At 64.8% G+C, this 16,240-nt stretch carries 11 protein-coding genes; 3 read left to right on the top strand and 8 right to left on the bottom strand.

Annotation, left to right across the window (positions count from 1 at the left end; all coding sequences use genetic code 11):
* Window positions 1-144 precede the first annotated feature (144 nt).
* Window positions 145-912 (top strand): 3-hydroxyacyl-CoA dehydrogenase, encoded by a 768-nt coding sequence (locus E4T66_RS05940; protein WP_136847972.1) that lies wholly within the window; start codon window positions 145-147, stop codon window positions 910-912.
* 78 nt (window positions 913-990) lie between these two features.
* Entirely contained in the window at window positions 991-2,667 is a 1,677-nt protein-coding gene (locus tag E4T66_RS05945) for an AMP-binding protein (RefSeq protein WP_136847973.1), read from the top strand.
* A gap of 70 nt (window positions 2,668-2,737) precedes the next feature.
* Here E4T66_RS05945 and E4T66_RS05950 read toward each other — a convergent pair whose 3' ends face one another.
* From E4T66_RS05950 to E4T66_RS05960, 3 genes are all read right to left on the bottom strand, one after another.
* Window positions 2,738-4,894: a 3-hydroxyacyl-CoA dehydrogenase NAD-binding domain-containing protein gene (locus tag E4T66_RS05950; protein WP_136847974.1), complete on the bottom strand. Its 2,157-nt coding sequence runs from the start codon at window positions 4,892-4,894 to the stop codon at window positions 2,738-2,740.
* A 50-nt stretch (window positions 4,895-4,944) separates the two neighbouring features.
* The gene (locus tag E4T66_RS05955; protein ID WP_136847975.1) at window positions 4,945-6,153 is read right to left on the bottom strand and encodes an acetyl-CoA C-acetyltransferase; all 1,209 of its coding nucleotides are present in this window, start codon (window positions 6,151-6,153) and stop codon (window positions 4,945-4,947) included.
* A gap of 291 nt (window positions 6,154-6,444) precedes the next feature.
* On the bottom strand, window positions 6,445-7,950 hold the full coding sequence (locus E4T66_RS05960) for a flavin-containing monooxygenase (RefSeq protein ID WP_136847976.1): 1,506 nt from the start codon (window positions 7,948-7,950) through the stop codon (window positions 6,445-6,447).
* A gap of 128 nt (window positions 7,951-8,078) precedes the next feature.
* Here E4T66_RS05960 and E4T66_RS05965 point away from each other — a divergent pair, with 128 nt between their 5' ends.
* Window positions 8,079-9,095 (top strand): AraC family transcriptional regulator, encoded by a 1,017-nt coding sequence (locus E4T66_RS05965; protein ID WP_136847977.1) that lies wholly within the window; start codon window positions 8,079-8,081, stop codon window positions 9,093-9,095.
* A gap of 18 nt (window positions 9,096-9,113) precedes the next feature.
* Here the strand turns inward: E4T66_RS05965 and E4T66_RS05970 are convergent, their stop codons facing one another.
* From E4T66_RS05970 to E4T66_RS05990, 5 genes are all read right to left on the bottom strand, one after another.
* The gene (locus tag E4T66_RS05970) at window positions 9,114-11,486 is read right to left on the bottom strand and encodes a c-type cytochrome (protein WP_211242770.1); all 2,373 of its coding nucleotides are present in this window, start codon (window positions 11,484-11,486) and stop codon (window positions 9,114-9,116) included.
* 162 nt (window positions 11,487-11,648) lie between these two features.
* Entirely contained in the window at window positions 11,649-14,105 is a 2,457-nt protein-coding gene (gene roxC, locus E4T66_RS05975) for a putative rubber dioxygenase RoxC (RefSeq protein ID WP_136847978.1), read from the bottom strand.
* Window positions 14,106-14,173: 68 nt separating this feature from the next.
* A complete protein-coding gene (locus E4T66_RS05980) occupies window positions 14,174-15,349 on the bottom strand; it encodes a DUF3570 domain-containing protein (protein ID WP_136847979.1) in 1,176 nt (391 codons plus the stop codon).
* A gap of 2 nt (window positions 15,350-15,351) precedes the next feature.
* A complete protein-coding gene (locus E4T66_RS05985; RefSeq protein WP_248679465.1) occupies window positions 15,352-15,567 on the bottom strand; it encodes a DUF4266 domain-containing protein in 216 nt (71 codons plus the stop codon).
* Window positions 15,564-16,055: a TlpA family protein disulfide reductase gene (locus E4T66_RS05990; protein WP_136847980.1), complete on the bottom strand. Its 492-nt coding sequence runs from the start codon at window positions 16,053-16,055 to the stop codon at window positions 15,564-15,566. The genes E4T66_RS05985 and E4T66_RS05990 overlap by 4 nt, the downstream gene beginning before the upstream one ends.
* Window positions 16,056-16,240: the final 185 nt, after the last annotated feature.

Raw genomic sequence — 16,240 nt, forward strand, 5'->3', positions numbered from 1 at the left:
AGACTCAACTTTTTGCGGGGGCCGCAACGCCCCGACTGTGGCAGCTTCAGCATTGACGCAGCATCGGGCCCGTGCCCGCCGGCTGCTTCGCAGAAATCAATCCATTGGACCGACGCCCGGTTCAAGTCGCGTGGAGACGAGTAGATGCAAGTGAAGGACAAGGTGGTACTGGTGACCGGCGGCGCGTCTGGCCTCGGTGAAGCCACGGTGCGGCGCTGGGTTGGCGCCGGCGGCAAGGCGGTGATCGCCGACTTCAATGTCGAACGCGGACTCGCGCTGGCAGCCGAGCTGGGCGACGCTGCGCGCTTCGCCAAGTGCGATGTCGCTTCTGCGGACGACGCCGTTTCGGCAGTCGCGCTGGCGGTGGAAACCTATGGCCGCATTGATGTGCTCGTGAACTGCGCCGGCATCGGCACTCCGGCCAAGGCGGTTGGCAAGGACGGACCGCTGCCGCTGGAAGCGTTCGAAAAGGTCATCCGCGTCAACCTGACCGGCAGCTTCAACCTGATCCGCGTTGCCGCAGCCGCGATGCAGAAACAGACACCGCATGAAGGCGGTGAACGCGGCGTGGTGATCAACACCGCGTCGGTCGCGGCGTTCGATGGACAGATTGGCCAGCCGGCGTATGCCGCATCCAAGGCCGGTGTCGTCGGCATGACCCTGCCGCTGGCGCGCGAGTTCGCCCGCTCCGGCATCCGCGTGATGACGATCGCGCCGGGCCTGTTCCTGACGCCGATGATGCAGGGCCTGCCGCAGGAAGCGCAGGACTCCCTGGGCATGCAGGTGCCATTCCCCGCCCGCCTCGGCCAGCCCGAGGAGTACGCGCAGCTGGTGCAGTCGATCGTCGAGAACCCGATGCTCAACGGTGAAACGATCCGCCTCGACGGCGCGATCCGCATGGCCCCGAAGTGAGATCGCGACACCATTAGTCAGTATCCCCGGCGCCCTGCGCCGGGGCATTCGAATCAGAGGCAGGGGGAGAGAGAGACCATGAGCAAGACGAACACAACACGCACGCCGCTGGCTTGCGTTTACCACTGGGAAAAGCTGCGCCCGAACACGATGCACTTCACGCAGCCGATCGGCGACGACAAGGTGGTCGAGTACACCTGGGCGCAGGCGGTGGATCAGGCACGGCGCATGGCGACGTATCTGATTGCGCAGAACTTCCCGGCCGGCAGCAGCATCGCACTGCTGGGCAAGAACACCGCACACTGGATCATCGCCGACTGGGCGATCTGGATGGCGGGCCATGTGTCGGTGCCGCTGTACCCGACGCTCAATGCCGAGACCGTGCGCTACATCCTGAAGCACAGTCAGGCCAAGCTGCTGTTCGTCGGCAAGCTGGACGACTGGGACATGATGAAGCCCGGCGTCTCGCCGGACCTGCCGGTCGTGACTTTGCCGCTGGCACCGGAGACCGAGGGCCAGCGCTGGGACGACATCGTCGCCAAGAATGAGCCGCTGGCCGGCAACCCGGACCGCGATCTCGATGAGCTCGCGACGATGGTCTACACCTCGGGCAGCACCGGTCAGCCCAAGGGCGTGATGCAGAGCTTCCGCTCGTTCTATGTCTGCGGCACGATGATGGACGACATCATTCCGGCCACCGAAAGTGACCGCATGCTGTCGTATCTGCCGCTGGCGCATGTGGCCGAGCGCATCGTGGTGGAGAACAACTCCACCTACCACGGCTTCCCGGTGTACTTCGCCGAATCGCTGAACACCTTCGTCCACGATCTGCGCCGCGCACGGCCAACGATCTTCTTCTCGGTACCGCGGCTGTGGACCAAGTTCCAGCTCGGCGTCATGGCCAAGCTGCCGAAGAAGAAACAGGACGTGCTGTTCCGCATCCCGATCCTGGGCAAGAAGGTCAAACGCAAGATCCTCGAACAGCTGGGACTGGAGCACGTGCGCGTGTGCTTCACCGGCGCGGCGCCGCTGCCGCCGCCGACCGTCGAGTGGTATCGCGGCCTGGGCCTGGAACTGCTCGAGGCCTACGGCATGAGCGAGAACATGGCGTACTCGCACTTCACCCGTCCCGGCGCTGCACGCGTTGGTTTCGTGGGTCACGCCAACAAGGGCGTGGAGTGCCGCATCGGCGACAACGGCGAGATTCTGGTCAAGAGCCCGGCGCAGATGATGGGCTACTACATGGAGCCCGAGAAAACCGCCGAGTGCTACACCGCCGACGGCTTCTTCAAGACCGGCGACATGGGCGAGATCGACCAGCAGGGCCGTCTGCGCATCACGGGCCGCGTCAAGGAGCTGTTCAAGACCAGCAAGGGCAAGTACGTCGCTCCGGTGCCGATCGAGAACAAGCTCGGCGCGCATCCCAAGGTCGAGGCGGTCTGCGTCAGCGGCGCCAATCAGCCGGCAACGTTCGCGCTGCTGCTGCTGTCCGAAGAAACCCGCCAGGCGATGGACGACAGCGCAATCCGCGACAGCATCTCCGCCGAACTCACTTCACTGATCAGCGAGATCAACAGCTCGCTCGATCCGCACGAGCAGCTGGAGTTCGCGGTCATCGTCAAGGAGCCGTGGACGATCGACAACGGTTTCCTGACGCCGACGATGAAGATCAAGCGCAACGTCATCGAAAACCGCTACGAGCCGCTGATCGAACAATGGTTCCGCTCGCGCAAGTCAGTGATCTGGGAAAGCTGATCCTCACGCTGCAAAGACAGAAAAGCCCGGTGCACGTCGCACCGGGCTTTTTTTAAGACATTGAAGCGGCTCAGGCCTGCGGCGCGTAGAACAACTCACCAGCCTTGGCACGCGCAACCAGCCATTCCGACGGCTCAAAGCGCGGGCCGTGCTGGGTCGCCAGCTTCTGGCACTGCTCCACAAAAGCTTTCGGCCCCAGCGTGTCGATGTATGACAAGGTGCCTCCGGTCCAGGGCGGGAAGCCGATGCCAAGGATCGAACCGATGTCGGCGTCGATCGGATTGGACACCACGCCCTCTTCGAAGCAACGCGCGGTTTCCAGCGCCATGATCGTCAGCAGACGCTGCTTGACCTCTTCGACGTCCGGCTGCTGCTTCGCCGGCGGGAACGCTTCCTTGAGCCCGGCCCACAGATGCTTCTGTCCGCCTTCCGGATACTCATAAAAGCCGGCACCGAAACGCTTGCCCGGACGCTTCAGCTCATCAACCATCTTGTCGACGACCGGCCGGCCGATCAGGCCACGGTACTTGTCGGCCAGACCATCGGCGTCCTGCTGCTTGAAGATGCTCTGCTGCAGCGTCAGGGTCACCTCATCCGACACCGCCAGCGGACCCACCGGGAAACCGGCGAGCTTCGCGGCATTCTCGATCAGCGCCGGCTGCACGCCATCCAGCAGCATACGCAGGCCTTCCTGCGTGAAGGTGCCGAACACGCGGCTGGTGAAGAAGCCGGGGAAGTCGCGCACAACGATCGGCGTCTTCTTCAGCTGGCCGACGTAGTCCAGCGTTTTCGCGATCGTCTCCTCACTGGTCTGTTCGCCGACGATGATCTCCACCAGCGGCATCTTCTCGACCGGCGAGAAGAAATGAATGCCGATGAACTGCTTCGGGCGCTTCGAGGCCTGCGCGAGGCCGGTGATCGGCAACGTCGACGTGTTCGAGCCGAACACTGCGGATTCAGGAATCACCGCTTCGGCCTTGCGCGTGACGTCGGCCTTGATCTCGCGCTTCTCGAACACCGCCTCGACGATCAGATCGCAACCTTCGAGCTTGGCGTAGTCGTCGGTTGCGGTGATGCGATTCAGGATTTCGTCGATCTTGTCCTGCGCGGTGCGACCCTTCTTCAGATCCCGCGCCTGCAGTGCGGCAATGCCCGCCTTGCTCTTGTCCACCTGCTCCTGCGTGGCATCCAGCAGCACCACCTCGATGCCGGCCTTGGCGCTGACATGGGCAATGCCCGCGCCCATCATGCCGGCGCCGAGCACACCGAGCTTCTGCACCTTGGACTTTTCGACGTTCTTCGGGCGCATCGCCAGCTTGTCCGCCGCGCCCTTGTTCACGAACATCGTGCGAATCAGGTTACGGGCGACCGGTCCGGACAGCAGCTTGCCGAAGTACTTGCTCTCGATGCGCAGACCAACGTCCATCGGCACCTGCGTGCCTTCGTAGACGCAGGACATAATCGCCGGCGGCGCCGGATAGTTGCCGTGGGTGCTGGCCGAGGTCAGCGCATTGCCGGCAACGAACGATTGCGGGGCATGTGCGGCCATCGGGCCGGCACCGCCCGGAATCTTGAACTTCTTGTTGTCCCAGGGCTGTTCTGCGCTGGGCGAGCCCAGCAGCCATTCGCGCGCCTGCGACAGCACCGACTCGGCAGTGCCCAGCGCGTGGACGATGCCGAGCTTGAGCGCTTCGGCCGGCTTGATCTGCTTGCCCTGCAGCAGCAGCGGCAACGCCGCCATGATGCCGATCAGGCGTGGCAGGCGCTGCGTGCCGCCAGCGCCGGGCAGCAAACCGACCTGCACTTCCGGCAGACCGACGACAACCTTCGGCGCATCCAGCAGCACGCGGTAATGGCAGGCCAGGCACAGCTCCAGACCACCGCCCAGCGCGAGACCGTTGATCGCGGCGGCAAACGGCTTGCCGCAGGTTTCGATGCGACGGAACAGCATCGAAAGCTCGTACGAGAACTTTGCGCCCTCAGCGGCGCTGATGCCCTTGTCGAATGCGGTAACCAGATCCTTCAGATCCGCTCCGGCCACAAAGCTGCCGGGCTTACCCGAGGTGATGATGGCGCCCTTGATGCTGGCGTCGGTCGCGATGCGCTCGACGGCGTCCTTCAGCTCGGAGGTCAGCTCCGGCGTCAGCACGTTCATCGGGCGCTCGGGCACGTCGATGCTCAGCACCGCGATGCCGTGGGTATCGATGTCGAATTTCAATGTAGTCATGTGATGCATTCCGTTGTGTGCGAGCGCGGCAACCGCGCTCAGCGGTCCGATCAGACCCGTTCGATGATGGCGGCGTTGCCCATGCCTGCGCCGACGCAGAGCGTGGCCAGCGCGGTCGATTTCCCGGTGCGTTCCAGTTCGTCCAGCGCAGTGCCGAGGATCATGGCGCCGGTCGCGCCCAGCGGATGACCCATGGCGATCGCACCGCCGTTGACGTTGACCTTGTCGTGCGGCACGCCCATCGCGTTCATGAAGCGCATGACCACCGATGCAAAGGCTTCGTTGACCTCGAACAGATCGATGTCACCCACCTTCATGCCGGCGAGCTTGAGCGCCTTCTGTGATACGGCGGCCGGTCCGGTCAACATGATGCAGGGCTCGGAGCCGATGGCCGCAAAGCTGCGGATGCGCGCGCGCGGCTTGAGCCCGGTCTGCTCGCCGTAGGCCTTGCTGCCGATCAGGATGCCGCAGGCGCCGTCGACGATGCCCGAGGAGTTGCCGGCAGTGTGCACGTGATGGATGGTCTCGACTTCCGGGTAGCGCTGCAGCGCCACCGCATCAAAGCCGCCGGCCTGGCCGAGCATCTCGAACGCCGGCTTGAGCTTGCCCAGATCATCGACCGTCGTGCCGGAGCGAATGTACTCGTCGCGATCCAGCACCACGCCACCGATGACGTCGCGCACCGGCAGGATCGACCTGGCGAAGCGGTTCTCGGCCCAGGCCTGCGTCGCGCGGCGCTGCGATTCGACGGCAAAAGTGTCGACGTCGGCGCGCGTGTAGCCGTCCATGGTCGCGATCAGATCGGCACCGATACCCTGCGGCACGAAGTGCACCTTCGGCGCAATCGCCGGATCGGTCGGCCAGGCGCCGCCGTCGGTGCCCATCGGCACGCGCGACATCGACTCAACACCGCCGCCGATCGCCGCCAGCACCTGTCCGGACATCACCTTGGCCGCAGCCATGCTGAAGGCTTCCAGGCCCGAGCCGCAGAAACGGTTCACCTGCACGCCGGCGACGCTTTCGGCAAAACCGGCGGCGAGCGCCATCAGGCGCGGCATCACCGCACCCTGCTCGCCGACCGGCGAGACGATGCCCATGATGACGTCGTCAACCAGCGCGGTATCGAGCTGATTGCGATCGCGCAGCGCCTGCAGCACCTGCGTGCCGAGCTGCAATGGCGTGATTTCATGCAGGGCACCATCGGCGCGGCCCTTGCCGCGCGGCGTGCGTACATGGTCGTAGATATAGGCTTCGGTCATGGCGTGGTCTTCACCGTGTGATCAAACAAAACGGGCAGCGGCGCGCAACGGCGCATCGCCGATAGCAAAACTGGGGACAACGAAACTGGAAGCCGGTCGCGCACCCGACGGGCGCTTCCGGCGCATCGTTCTCCTCGCATCCGGTGGCTGCGCCGGGCATGCCCTGCGCGCCGACAGACTGTCGTCCCGGTCAATACTGCGACCGCAACCGACGCAAGGGCATGCGCCTAACGGCCAGTCGATTGATGATCGAGGCCAGACGCGCGGACAACGACCGCCCAGTGGGCGCGATTACGCTGCGACCGCCTTGGTCGACGGTTGTGCCTGGGTCACGACCTGGTAGTCGGACATCACCGGCTCAGCGGTGCGCCGCTTGAACTCGCCCATCAGGCCGATCCAGTTGTTGGTATTGCGGCCGCTTTCAGTCGTGTACCAGCTGTGGCATCCGCCTTCGAACGTGGTCTTGGCACTGCGCTGCAGGATCTCCTGCACATAGGCGGACTGCGCACCGGCCTTCACCTCGACCGGCCCCATCTTCTGCGCGCGGCGCTGCTGCAGCATGCGCACGATGTAGCGCTGCTGGCATTCGAGCATGAAGATGATCGAACCCGAACCGACATTGGTGTTCGGGCCGTACAGCATGAAGAAGTTCGGGAAGCCCGACACCGCCATGCCCAGATACGCCTCGGCGCCATCCTTCCAGGTTTCGTGCAGATCGATTCCGCCGCGCCCGCTGACACGCATCGGCGTCAGGAACTGCGTTGCGGCGAAACCGGTACCGAAGATGATGGCGTCGACCTCGCGCGTCCGGCCATCGGCGCTGCGCACACCGGTCTCGGTGATCTCGGCAACGTCGTCGGTCACCAGCTCGACATTCGGACGCGCCAGCGTCGGCAGCCAGTCGCGCGTCAGCAGAATGCGCTTGCAGCCGATGCGGTAGTTGGGAATCAGCTTGCGCCGCAATGCCGGGTCGCGCAGCTGGACGTAGAACTGCATTTTCGAGAACGCGGTCACCAGCTGCTCGGCCCACGTGTGCCCGGCATAGGCGTAGCCCAGAGCCTCGGTCATCCAGTAGATGCGCGCGCGGTCGATGTCGTGCAGCATCGGAAAGGTATCCAGCAGCCAGCGTTCAAAGCGCGAGAACTTGCGATCCAGCTTGGAAATGATCCAGCCGGGCGAGCGCTGATACACATCCATCCGCTTGAGCTTCGGCGCGATCGCCGGCACGAACTGGATCGCGCTGGCGCCGGTGCCGATGACGGCAACCCGCTTGCCGTCGAGATCGTAGTCGTGATCCCAGTGCGCCGAATGGAACATGCGGCCCTGGAAGCTGTCGAGCCCCTTGATTCTGGGAATCGCCGGCCGGTGCAGCTGGCCCACCGCGCTGACGACGGTGTCGGCCTCGATGCGCTCGCCGTTGGCCAGGGTCACCACCCACAGACCACGCGCATCGTCGAACTCGGCGGCGCGGACTTCCGCGCCGAAACGGATGTGCGGCTCGATGCCGTACTTGCGTGCACAGTGCTGGATATAGGCCAGAATTTCCGACTGCGGCGCGTAGCGGTTGGACCACGGGTAGTGCGGTTCAAACGAGTACGAGTACAGATGCGACGGCACGTCGCAAGCCGCCCCCGGATAGGTGTTCTCGCGCCAGGTGCCGCCGACGTTCTGCGCCTTCTCGAGGATCACGAAATCCTCGATCCCGGCCTGCTTCAGGTAATACGCCATGCCCAGGCCGCCGAAGCCCGAGCCGATGATCGCGACGGCAAAGCGCGCCGGCTGTCCGGATGCGTCCATGAATTCTCCTCCACTCCAGCTGGACATTGTGCACTGTCATTGTGCCCTGCCGGATGACGCCCTCGGTCATTTGATTGATACTTGCGGCCAAAGGGATTCATCCAGGCCACCTTCGAGTCGATTCGCCGATGTCACCCAGCAACGTGCCCCGCAGCATCGTCAGTATGCAGTTGCTGACCCGGCTGGCATCCGAGCACGGCATGTCGGCAAGCGACTGCCTGTGGGGCACCGGTGTATCTCCGGAGGCGCTGGCCGATGCGCACACCGAAGTGCTGCCGGCGCAGGAGCTGCAGCTGGTGCGCAACATCGTGGCCCGGATCGGTTACCTGCCGGCACTGGGCCTCGCCGCCGGCGCGCGCTATCACCTGTCGGTCTACGGCGTCTGGGGCTTCGCGCTGGCGACCAGCCCGACTCCCCGCGCACTGGCCCAGGTTGCCACGCGCTACCTCGATCTCAGCTTCGCCTTCATTCGCTTTTCGCTGCGCTTTGATGACGGAGCGCCCTGCGTCCTGATGGACGACACAGGCATTGCCGATGACGTGCAGCAGTTTCTGCTGGAGCGGGATTTCGCTGCGATGGTCAATGCGATGACGGAAGTGATGCCGGGTGCCTCGCCGTTCCAGAGCGTGCACTTCCGCTGCGCCGAACCGGCGTATGTCACCCAGTTCGTCGAACTGTGCGGCCTGCGTCCGCAGTTCGGCATGCCGGACAATGCTGTGTTCCTGAAACCCGAGTATCTGGACACGGTGCTGCCGCAGGGCAACGAGCTGGTGTCGCGCGCCTGCGAGGACTACTGCCGGCGCCTGCTCGCACGCAAACGCAAGCGCGTCGGCATGTCCGCACGCGTGCGCGACCGCCTGCTGCAGACACCGAACAACATGCCGGACATCGAGGCACTGGCCGCCGAGTTGCACATGGCGCCACGCAGCCTGCGCCGGCGCCTGCAGGAAGAAGGCACCTCGTTCCGGGCGCTGACCGAAGAGGTGCGCCAGGCGCTCGCCGAGGAAATGCTCAAGACCGCCAAGCTCAAGCTCGACGAAATCGCCGAGCGCCTGGGCTATGCGGAGTCGGCCAGCTTCATCCACGCCTTCAAGCGCTGGACCGGGCAGTCACCGACCGCATTCCGCCGCGCACACGCGCGCTGAACGCGAACCGGCAGCGCGCTACAGCGTTTTCAGATACTCGATGATCGCGCGACGCTCCTGATCCGTCAGCACCGCCGTGAAGGCGTGGCCCTGATTGCCCTGCCCGTACATGCGCGTGTTGTAGATTTTGCGCGTCTCCAGCTGCTCGTCGCTGGTCGGCCCGGTGCCGAGATACCAGAGATACGGGTTGCTGGAGTTGAGAATGTTCAGCAGGTCCTGAAACACCGGATCGGTATCGTTGGTGCTGCAGTCCAGATACGGCGTCGTGCCCGGCTCACCGCAGGCCAGCGTCTGGTACTTCCAGCCCAGCCTGTCGGTGTCATAGGCGCGCCCGAAGTCGGTGTCGTATCCCATCACAAAGCCCAACTGATCGACCCGCGCCGGCGTCGACACGCGGCGCCAGATCGTCTGGCGATCCGCCGGCTGCAGCACTTCCCAGACATTCGGCACCGAACCGTTGTGGAAGTACGGCGCCGTGGCCCAGACACCGTACAGCGGCGGCGCCAGATAGCCGTGCTCGCGACCCTGACGGATCTCGGCACGATTCTGCGTGCTGCAGTCCAGGTCCGGATCGTCGTTCAGCGTCTCCGGATAGGCGAAGAAGTTCTGCTTGCCGTACTGCTCGGCCGCTTCGCTGTCGCTGTCGACGCGCTGGGGATCGGTGCCGATCAGGTCACGCGGCACGATATAGCTGGCGACGCCTTCGAGCGCGGGCGTGTCCAGATACGCCGGGTCATTGACGTAGCGTGGCGAGTACGCGCCGTGGCAGCTGGCGCAGGAACCGTTGCCACCGGCCGGCCGCGGTAACGGATTATCCAGACCGGCACCCCACAGATCCTTGGAATGGAACAGGATCGCGCCCTGCGCCGCCAGCGCGGTGTCGATCGCGCTCGGATACGCCGGCGACTTCAACGACATCACATAGGTATCGCCGGCACGCGCATGCTGCTTGATCCAGTCGAACCCGGCGGGACCGGGCCCCGGCAGATAGAAGCCGAGATCCGAGCGCAGCGCGTCCATCGCCAGAAAGCCGTCCTGGAACTTGACCGGACGATGGCCCATGTTCCACCACGCCGGCGCATCGATCGATCCGCCGTTGGGCGTGAGCAGCGCAAAGCCGATGAAGTCGGGGTCGAGCGGACGGATGTCCTGCGCCAGCAGCAACGTGATGATCTGCAGCGCCAGCGCGTTGTTGGTCCCGCGCGTCTTGCCGACGATGATCGGCACCTGCGCCGGCACGCCGGCGTAGCCATGCCCCAGATCGAGATCCATCTGACCGAACTCGCTGAGACTGTTGGCATTGCCGTAGAGCGTGCCGATGCTGTCGACGCCGGAGATCTGGCCGCTGTGACAAACATGGCAGGTGGTGCCGAGATTTCCTGTCCAGCCGCCGTCCGCAGTGCGCAGCTGGGTCAGTCCGGTCGGCAGCTGTCCGCTGCCACCGTCGGTCGCATTCGGGTCCTCGCCCGGCAGCGGATACGGATTGCGGATCGCGCCCATGCCCATGCCATACCGCTCGGCCACCAGCGGGTCGAAGTTGTCCGGCCGCGCATCCAGGCCCCAGGCCTGCCACAGCGTGTTGTATTCCTCAGCCGTGAAATTGCCGGTCTCGCTGGCGCTGCCACCGAAGTACCAGCCGGCGCCGATCGCGCCGTTGCCCTCGATCAGCGCGCGGCCGCTCGCGGTCATCGCACGCAGCTCTCCACAGGTTTGCGCCGGCGGCTCTTCGCCGACCGCAGCCGGGTCCGCGTGGCAGTCCTTCCAGTACGCGTTGTAGTAGACCGCTTTGCCGCTGTTGACGCCGGGCACGATCAACGCGCGCGGATCGGTGGGCAGCGGTGTGTCGTCGGATTTGCCTTCGCAGAAGTCGAACCAGGCGTGTCCGCCGCGTGCGCTGCCCAGCAGAGGCAGATCCTCCACCACCGAGCCGCCGTAGCTCGCAAGCCGTCCGGCGCAGCCGGACGGATCGGCAAAGCACTGCAGCAGGATATCCATCGCCTTGTAGGCGTCGCTGCCCTGCGGCCACGGTGCGCCGCCCGAGTGCGGCCTCTCTTGCCCCGACGCCATCAGCAGAATCCGCGAGGTCGGATTGTTCTCGCCGAGACGCAGCCATGACGCCCGCAGGTTCTCGAGATCGGCGTTGCGGTCACCGGACAGCATCATCTTGCGACCGTCGTCGACATCGGCGATGCCGCCCGGCACGTGACAAGTGCGGCAGAAGTCGAGCCGCGGCTGCACGTTGCCGGTGAAATGTTCTTCGACGCTGCGCGCCTGCGCGCTGCCGCCGCCATCGCCCGTAGCGGTGCCGCCGCTGTAGTCGCCGGAACACGCCGACACCAGCACCACAACCGATGCCAGCAACCCCGCCGCACGTTGAGTCAACTGATCCACCCGGTTCTCCTCCCTCATCGCGAACACCCTGAGGCGCCCATCGTCGTGCCGAAGACCGCACGGCAACAGGCGCCCGCGCAGCCAGGGCATTGAGCGCAGGGGCCACGCCGCAAGCGTTCGCGTCATTCGGCCGATGAAGTCGGCGCAGCCGCCGACTTCACGCTACAGCGTCTTCAAATATTCAATGATCGCCTTGCGTTCCTGCTCGGTCAGCACGTCGGTGAACGCGTGTCCGCCATTGCCGTTACCGAGGATGCGCGTGTCGTAGACCAGGCGCTTGTCGATCGCGCCTGGCGTCGAATCAGGAATGTTGATCAAACCGCTCCACGACAGCGTCTCGTTGAGGAAATTCTGTACCAGCTGTACCAGCGACGGACCTTCGTCGCTGACCGGATTGCAGTTGGCCAGTGGATCGCCGGGGATATCGCTGCAGCTCAGCGCATCGGATTTCCAGCCCAGCGCGTCATCGTCATAGGCCACGCTCATGCGCTGATCGAAGCCCTTGATGTCGCCTTCGATCTGCAGCTTGCGCTGCCAGATCGGCGCGCGCTTGGAGGTATCCAGTACCGCATCGATCGTCGGCACCGAACCGTTGTGCAGATACGGCGCCGTGGCCCACACACCGTACAGCGGCGGCGCCTGATAGCCGATGACTTCCTTCTCCCAGCCGCAGACACCGAGCGGACGCAGTTCGGTCGGCAGCAGATCATCGAGCGCCTCGGTCAGCGGGTCCTTGTCTGCCGGCGCAACCCAGCCGTCGACATTGTCGGTGTAGCCCCAGTAGGTCGTATCCCAGCGTTGGCGCAAGGTCGGCGTCAGCATGTCCGAGCGGGCGTGGTCGGTGTCGATCACGTCCAGCGGCGAGATGTGCGCAGCCACACCTTCCAGCGTCGGATTTTCCAGGTAGGCCGGATCGTTGACGTAGCGCGGCGAGTAAGCCCCGTGGCAGCTGGCGCAGGAGCCGTTGCCACCCTGCGGCTTGGGTCGCTCGGCATTACCCGGCTCGGCCCACAGATCCTTCGTGTGGAACAGCACCGCACCCTGCTCGGCCAGCGCCGTATCGATCGCACCCGGATACTCCGGTGAGCGCAGCGACAGGAAGAAGGCTTCGAGATCCTGATCGTACAGCTCGATACGATCGCGATACTTCTTGCCGTCGAATGAGACCAGATCCTGGAACTCGCCCGGACCGGCGGCCATGATGATGCGCGTGCTGTCGTTGGACACACCGGCATCGAAGAACTTGCGCGGACGTGAGCCCATGTTCCACCACGGCGGCGTGTCCTGCGTGTGCGCCAGCGGATGCGCGACGTCGATCAGGCCGGTTGCGCCGACCATGGTCTTCAGCGGATCCGGGTTCAGACCGAGTGAATCCAGATCGAGCACGGTGATCAGGAACTCGAACGCGCCAACTGCGTTGTTCTGGCCACGCTGCTTGATACCGATGTTGAACAGGCTGTTGATGTCGGTCGATGGCAGCAGCGTCGAGAACGGCGTGCCGGCAAACGGCGAGGCGTCCGCGCCGTTCATTGGGACATCGTAGTTGTTGTTGCCCAGGCCGACGTTCTCCAGCGTGATGGCTTCACCGGCATTGGTCGCGCCGATCTGGCCACCATGGCACTGGAAGCACGCGGCGGTGCCGATCTCGCCGGTCCAGTTGCCCTGATCGTCCTTCAGCTGGCGCAGACCCAGCGGCAGTTGCCCGGAGCCACCGTTGGTGGTGGCCGGATCTTCACCCGGCAGCGGATAGGGGTTGTCGAACGGCGCGTGATTGAGACCGTAGCGCAGCGTGTAGAGATCGTCGAAATTGGCGGGACGCTCGGACATCCCCCACTTCTGCCAGCTGTTGTTGAAGTCGTCCGCGGTCATCGCGGCCACCGGCAGCTCGTTGATCAGGAAGTCGCGGCCCCGATCACGCCGTGCGCGGTACTCACCGCAGGTCTTGGCCTGTTGCTCGGCTTCCGCCATGTTGACATGGCAGTTCTCCCAGTAGGCGTTGAAGAACACCGCCTTGCCTTCATTGGCACCGGGCTGCACCAAGGTGCGCGGATCCGGCGGCAGCACCGCCGCATCGTCCTTGTCCGCACAGTAGCTGGCCCACAGGTGTTCGGCATGCTTGCTGCCGAGCAGCGGCGCTTCGCTGACGACCGGACCATCGGTGAGTGCATCAAGGCAGCCGACCGGGTTTTCAAAGCACTGCAACAGCGCACTCATGTCGACATACGCGGCGCTGCCGACCGGCCACGGCTGACCCCCGCTGTGCGGCTTCTCCTGGCCCGACGCCATCAGCAGGATGCGCGAAGTCGGATTGTTCCCGCCCAGCCGCTCCCAGGACGCACGCAGGTTTTCGAGGTCCTGCGCGCTGTTGCTCGACAGCATCATCTTGTCGCCGCCGTCGACGTCGGCAACGCCGCCCGGTACGTGACAGGTGCGGCAGAAATCCAGCCGTGGCTGTGCGCGCTTGACGAAGAAGTCGTCGACCGAGCTGAAGCTGCCGCCGCTGGTACCGGGCCCATTGCTGCCGGTGGCAGTGCCGCCGCTGTAGTCGCCGGAACAGGCGCCGAGCAACAGGCTCAGCGTAGCGATCGCGAAAAATTTCTGCCGTGTATCGGTTTGCATGGTCATCTCCCCCTCGACACGATGCCGCACCTGGACAGGTCGGGCGATCGTGGGTGCTGCATGGTTCTTCAGAATCGGTAGTTCACGCGGGCCTGCACGCTGTAGTACTCGACCAGGCCCGGGTTCTCGACATCGACCGGGCGGATGGCGTAACTGGCAGAAGCGTCGTAGACCTCGACACCGCCGCCCACTTCCCAGTGCTGATCCAGCGACTTGCGTACATCCAGCCGTGCCGACAGTGCGCCAAACGGCGACAGCCGGTAATCACTGGACGCAAAGCCGTCTTCGCGGAAATCCGCGTAATACGGTGCGTAGAAATACGCCTGCGACTGGCTGTACCAGCGCAGCGACGGACTCACGAGCCAGGTCTCGCCGAGGCGTTGCTGCCAGCTCAGGTCCACCGTGTGCGATTCGATCTCCCAGTCATCCTGGAAGTAGCGATAGTCGACATGCACCGCCGCAGCCAGCGCCGGCAGGTAGTGCCGCCAGCGCGCGCTCAGGGTCCAGCTCTGACGTCCATCCGGCCGACTTTCCGGCACGGCATTGGCCACCGAAACAAAGTAAGCGCGCTTGTACGGATCGGTCAGGTAACCGTCATGCAGGCTGTAACTGAACACGGTCTGCAGCACCGTCTGTGCATCGATGATCCAGGACAGCCCGGCGTACGCGGTCAGGCTGTTCTTGTCGGCACTGCGGATGCGATCGGGATACTTCGCACTGCCGCCATCGGTCGGCTCGATGCGATCGTCGGAATAGCCGATGCCGGCACTGGCGCTGTAGACACCGCCCTCGGGCGTGTATTGCGCCTCGACCCCGACATTGACCGACTGATAATCCTCTTCGCTGGAGTAGCCGGCCTTGAACACCGGCTCGATCGGGCCGAACTGCATGCCGTAGCTGGCTTCGATGTCGACGCGTTCCTCGTCGATGCTGGCGCCGCTCATGACCTGCACCGGCTTGCCGTTGGCATCCGGCTGCACCCACCAGGGGCTGGCGCCACTCATGGTCTCCAGCGTCAGGTTCAGATTGGCATCCCCCGCACCCAGGTTCCCGCCGACACGGAACAGATGCGAGTCGATCGTGTAGCGCTCGGAGGCACTGCCGCTGGCGCTGTTGCCCGCCGGCAGATCACCCTCTGCGTAATGCGAATACAGGTAGTCGGTCTGCAGCTCGGCATGCGCAAGACCGGGAATCGCCAATGCGGCGGACGTCAGTGCGGACAGCTTGGGCGTTCGGAACGTCATATTCAGTTGCACCCGCAACCGCCGCCGCCCAGCGTCGGGCCGCCGGTTGCGGCTTCCTTGCTGAACTCGACGTGACGACGGTAGCCAGCCAGCAGCGGATCCGGCTCGAACGCCATCTCCGGCCGCGCCAGATCACCGCGCTCCCAGGGCTGCACCGGCTGCGTGCTGCAACCCGCCAGCCATACCAGTGCTGTCAGCGCCAAAATGCCTCGTTTCACGGGGACTCCTCCAGAGCTTGGTCTATCGCCAGTTCCAGCGTTGCCAGATCGCCTTCACGAAAGCCGACCTGGACATGCCGCACACGGCCATTGCGGCCGATCAGATAACCGGTCGGCATGCCGGGGAGCGCAAAGCGCTCCGGCCACACGCCGTCAGGGTCAAACACAATCGGAAAGGAAAGTTGCAGCCGGTCCAGCAGCCGCTGCGCGTCACTACGCCGGGTATCGACGTTGATCGCGAGCACCGCGAAGCCGCGCGGCGCCCGCTCGGCGTACAGCCGCTGCAGCGCCGGCAGTTCCTGCAGGCACGGCGCGCACCATGACGCCCAGAAGTCGATGTAGAGCACACGCCCACGGTAGTCCTGCGGGCGCTGTGTCGTGCCGTTGTGATCCTGCGCCACCAGATCTGGTGGCAGCTCGCCCGTGCCCAGGGCAAGCGCCGCGCCTGATACCCACATCAGCGCAGCTGCCGCGCTCCTCCAGCGCATCTGCCGCTCTCCCGCACCTGTTGCCCGTGTGTCGATGGACCGTCCGGCATCTGCGGCCGAATCGGACTATCGCGCTTTATTGATGGGCTTATCTTGCGCGAAATCGGCGGTGGCGTCCTGCTTGTTGCGGCCACCCAATTGATGATCGCGGCCAGCCCCGGGCGGTCACGGATCGCCCGGGGCTG

The organism is Sinimarinibacterium arenosum (genome assembly GCF_005047655.1).
Taxonomy (GTDB): Bacteria; Pseudomonadota; Gammaproteobacteria; order Nevskiales; family Nevskiaceae; genus Solimonas.

Coding starts and splice junctions, on each gene's coding strand:
- E4T66_RS05960 (WP_136847976.1), bottom strand. CDS start 7,950: ATGGACGCATCCGGACAGCCGGCGCGCTTTGCCGTCGCGATCATCGGC.
- E4T66_RS05990 (WP_136847980.1), bottom strand. CDS start 16,055: ATGCGCTGGAGGAGCGCGGCAGCTGCGCTGATGTGGGTATCAGGCGCG.
- E4T66_RS05955 (WP_136847975.1), bottom strand. CDS start 6,153: ATGACCGAAGCCTATATCTACGACCATGTACGCACGCCGCGCGGCAAG.
- E4T66_RS05965 (WP_136847977.1), top strand. CDS start 8,079: ATGTCACCCAGCAACGTGCCCCGCAGCATCGTCAGTATGCAGTTGCTG.
- E4T66_RS05950 (WP_136847974.1), bottom strand. CDS start 4,894: ATGACTACATTGAAATTCGACATCGATACCCACGGCATCGCGGTGCTG.
- E4T66_RS05980 (WP_136847979.1), bottom strand. CDS start 15,349: ATGACGTTCCGAACGCCCAAGCTGTCCGCACTGACGTCCGCCGCATTG.
- E4T66_RS05940 (WP_136847972.1), top strand. CDS start 145: ATGCAAGTGAAGGACAAGGTGGTACTGGTGACCGGCGGCGCGTCTGGC.
- E4T66_RS05945 (WP_136847973.1), top strand. CDS start 991: ATGAGCAAGACGAACACAACACGCACGCCGCTGGCTTGCGTTTACCAC.
- roxC (WP_136847978.1), bottom strand. CDS start 14,105: ATGCAAACCGATACACGGCAGAAATTTTTCGCGATCGCTACGCTGAGC.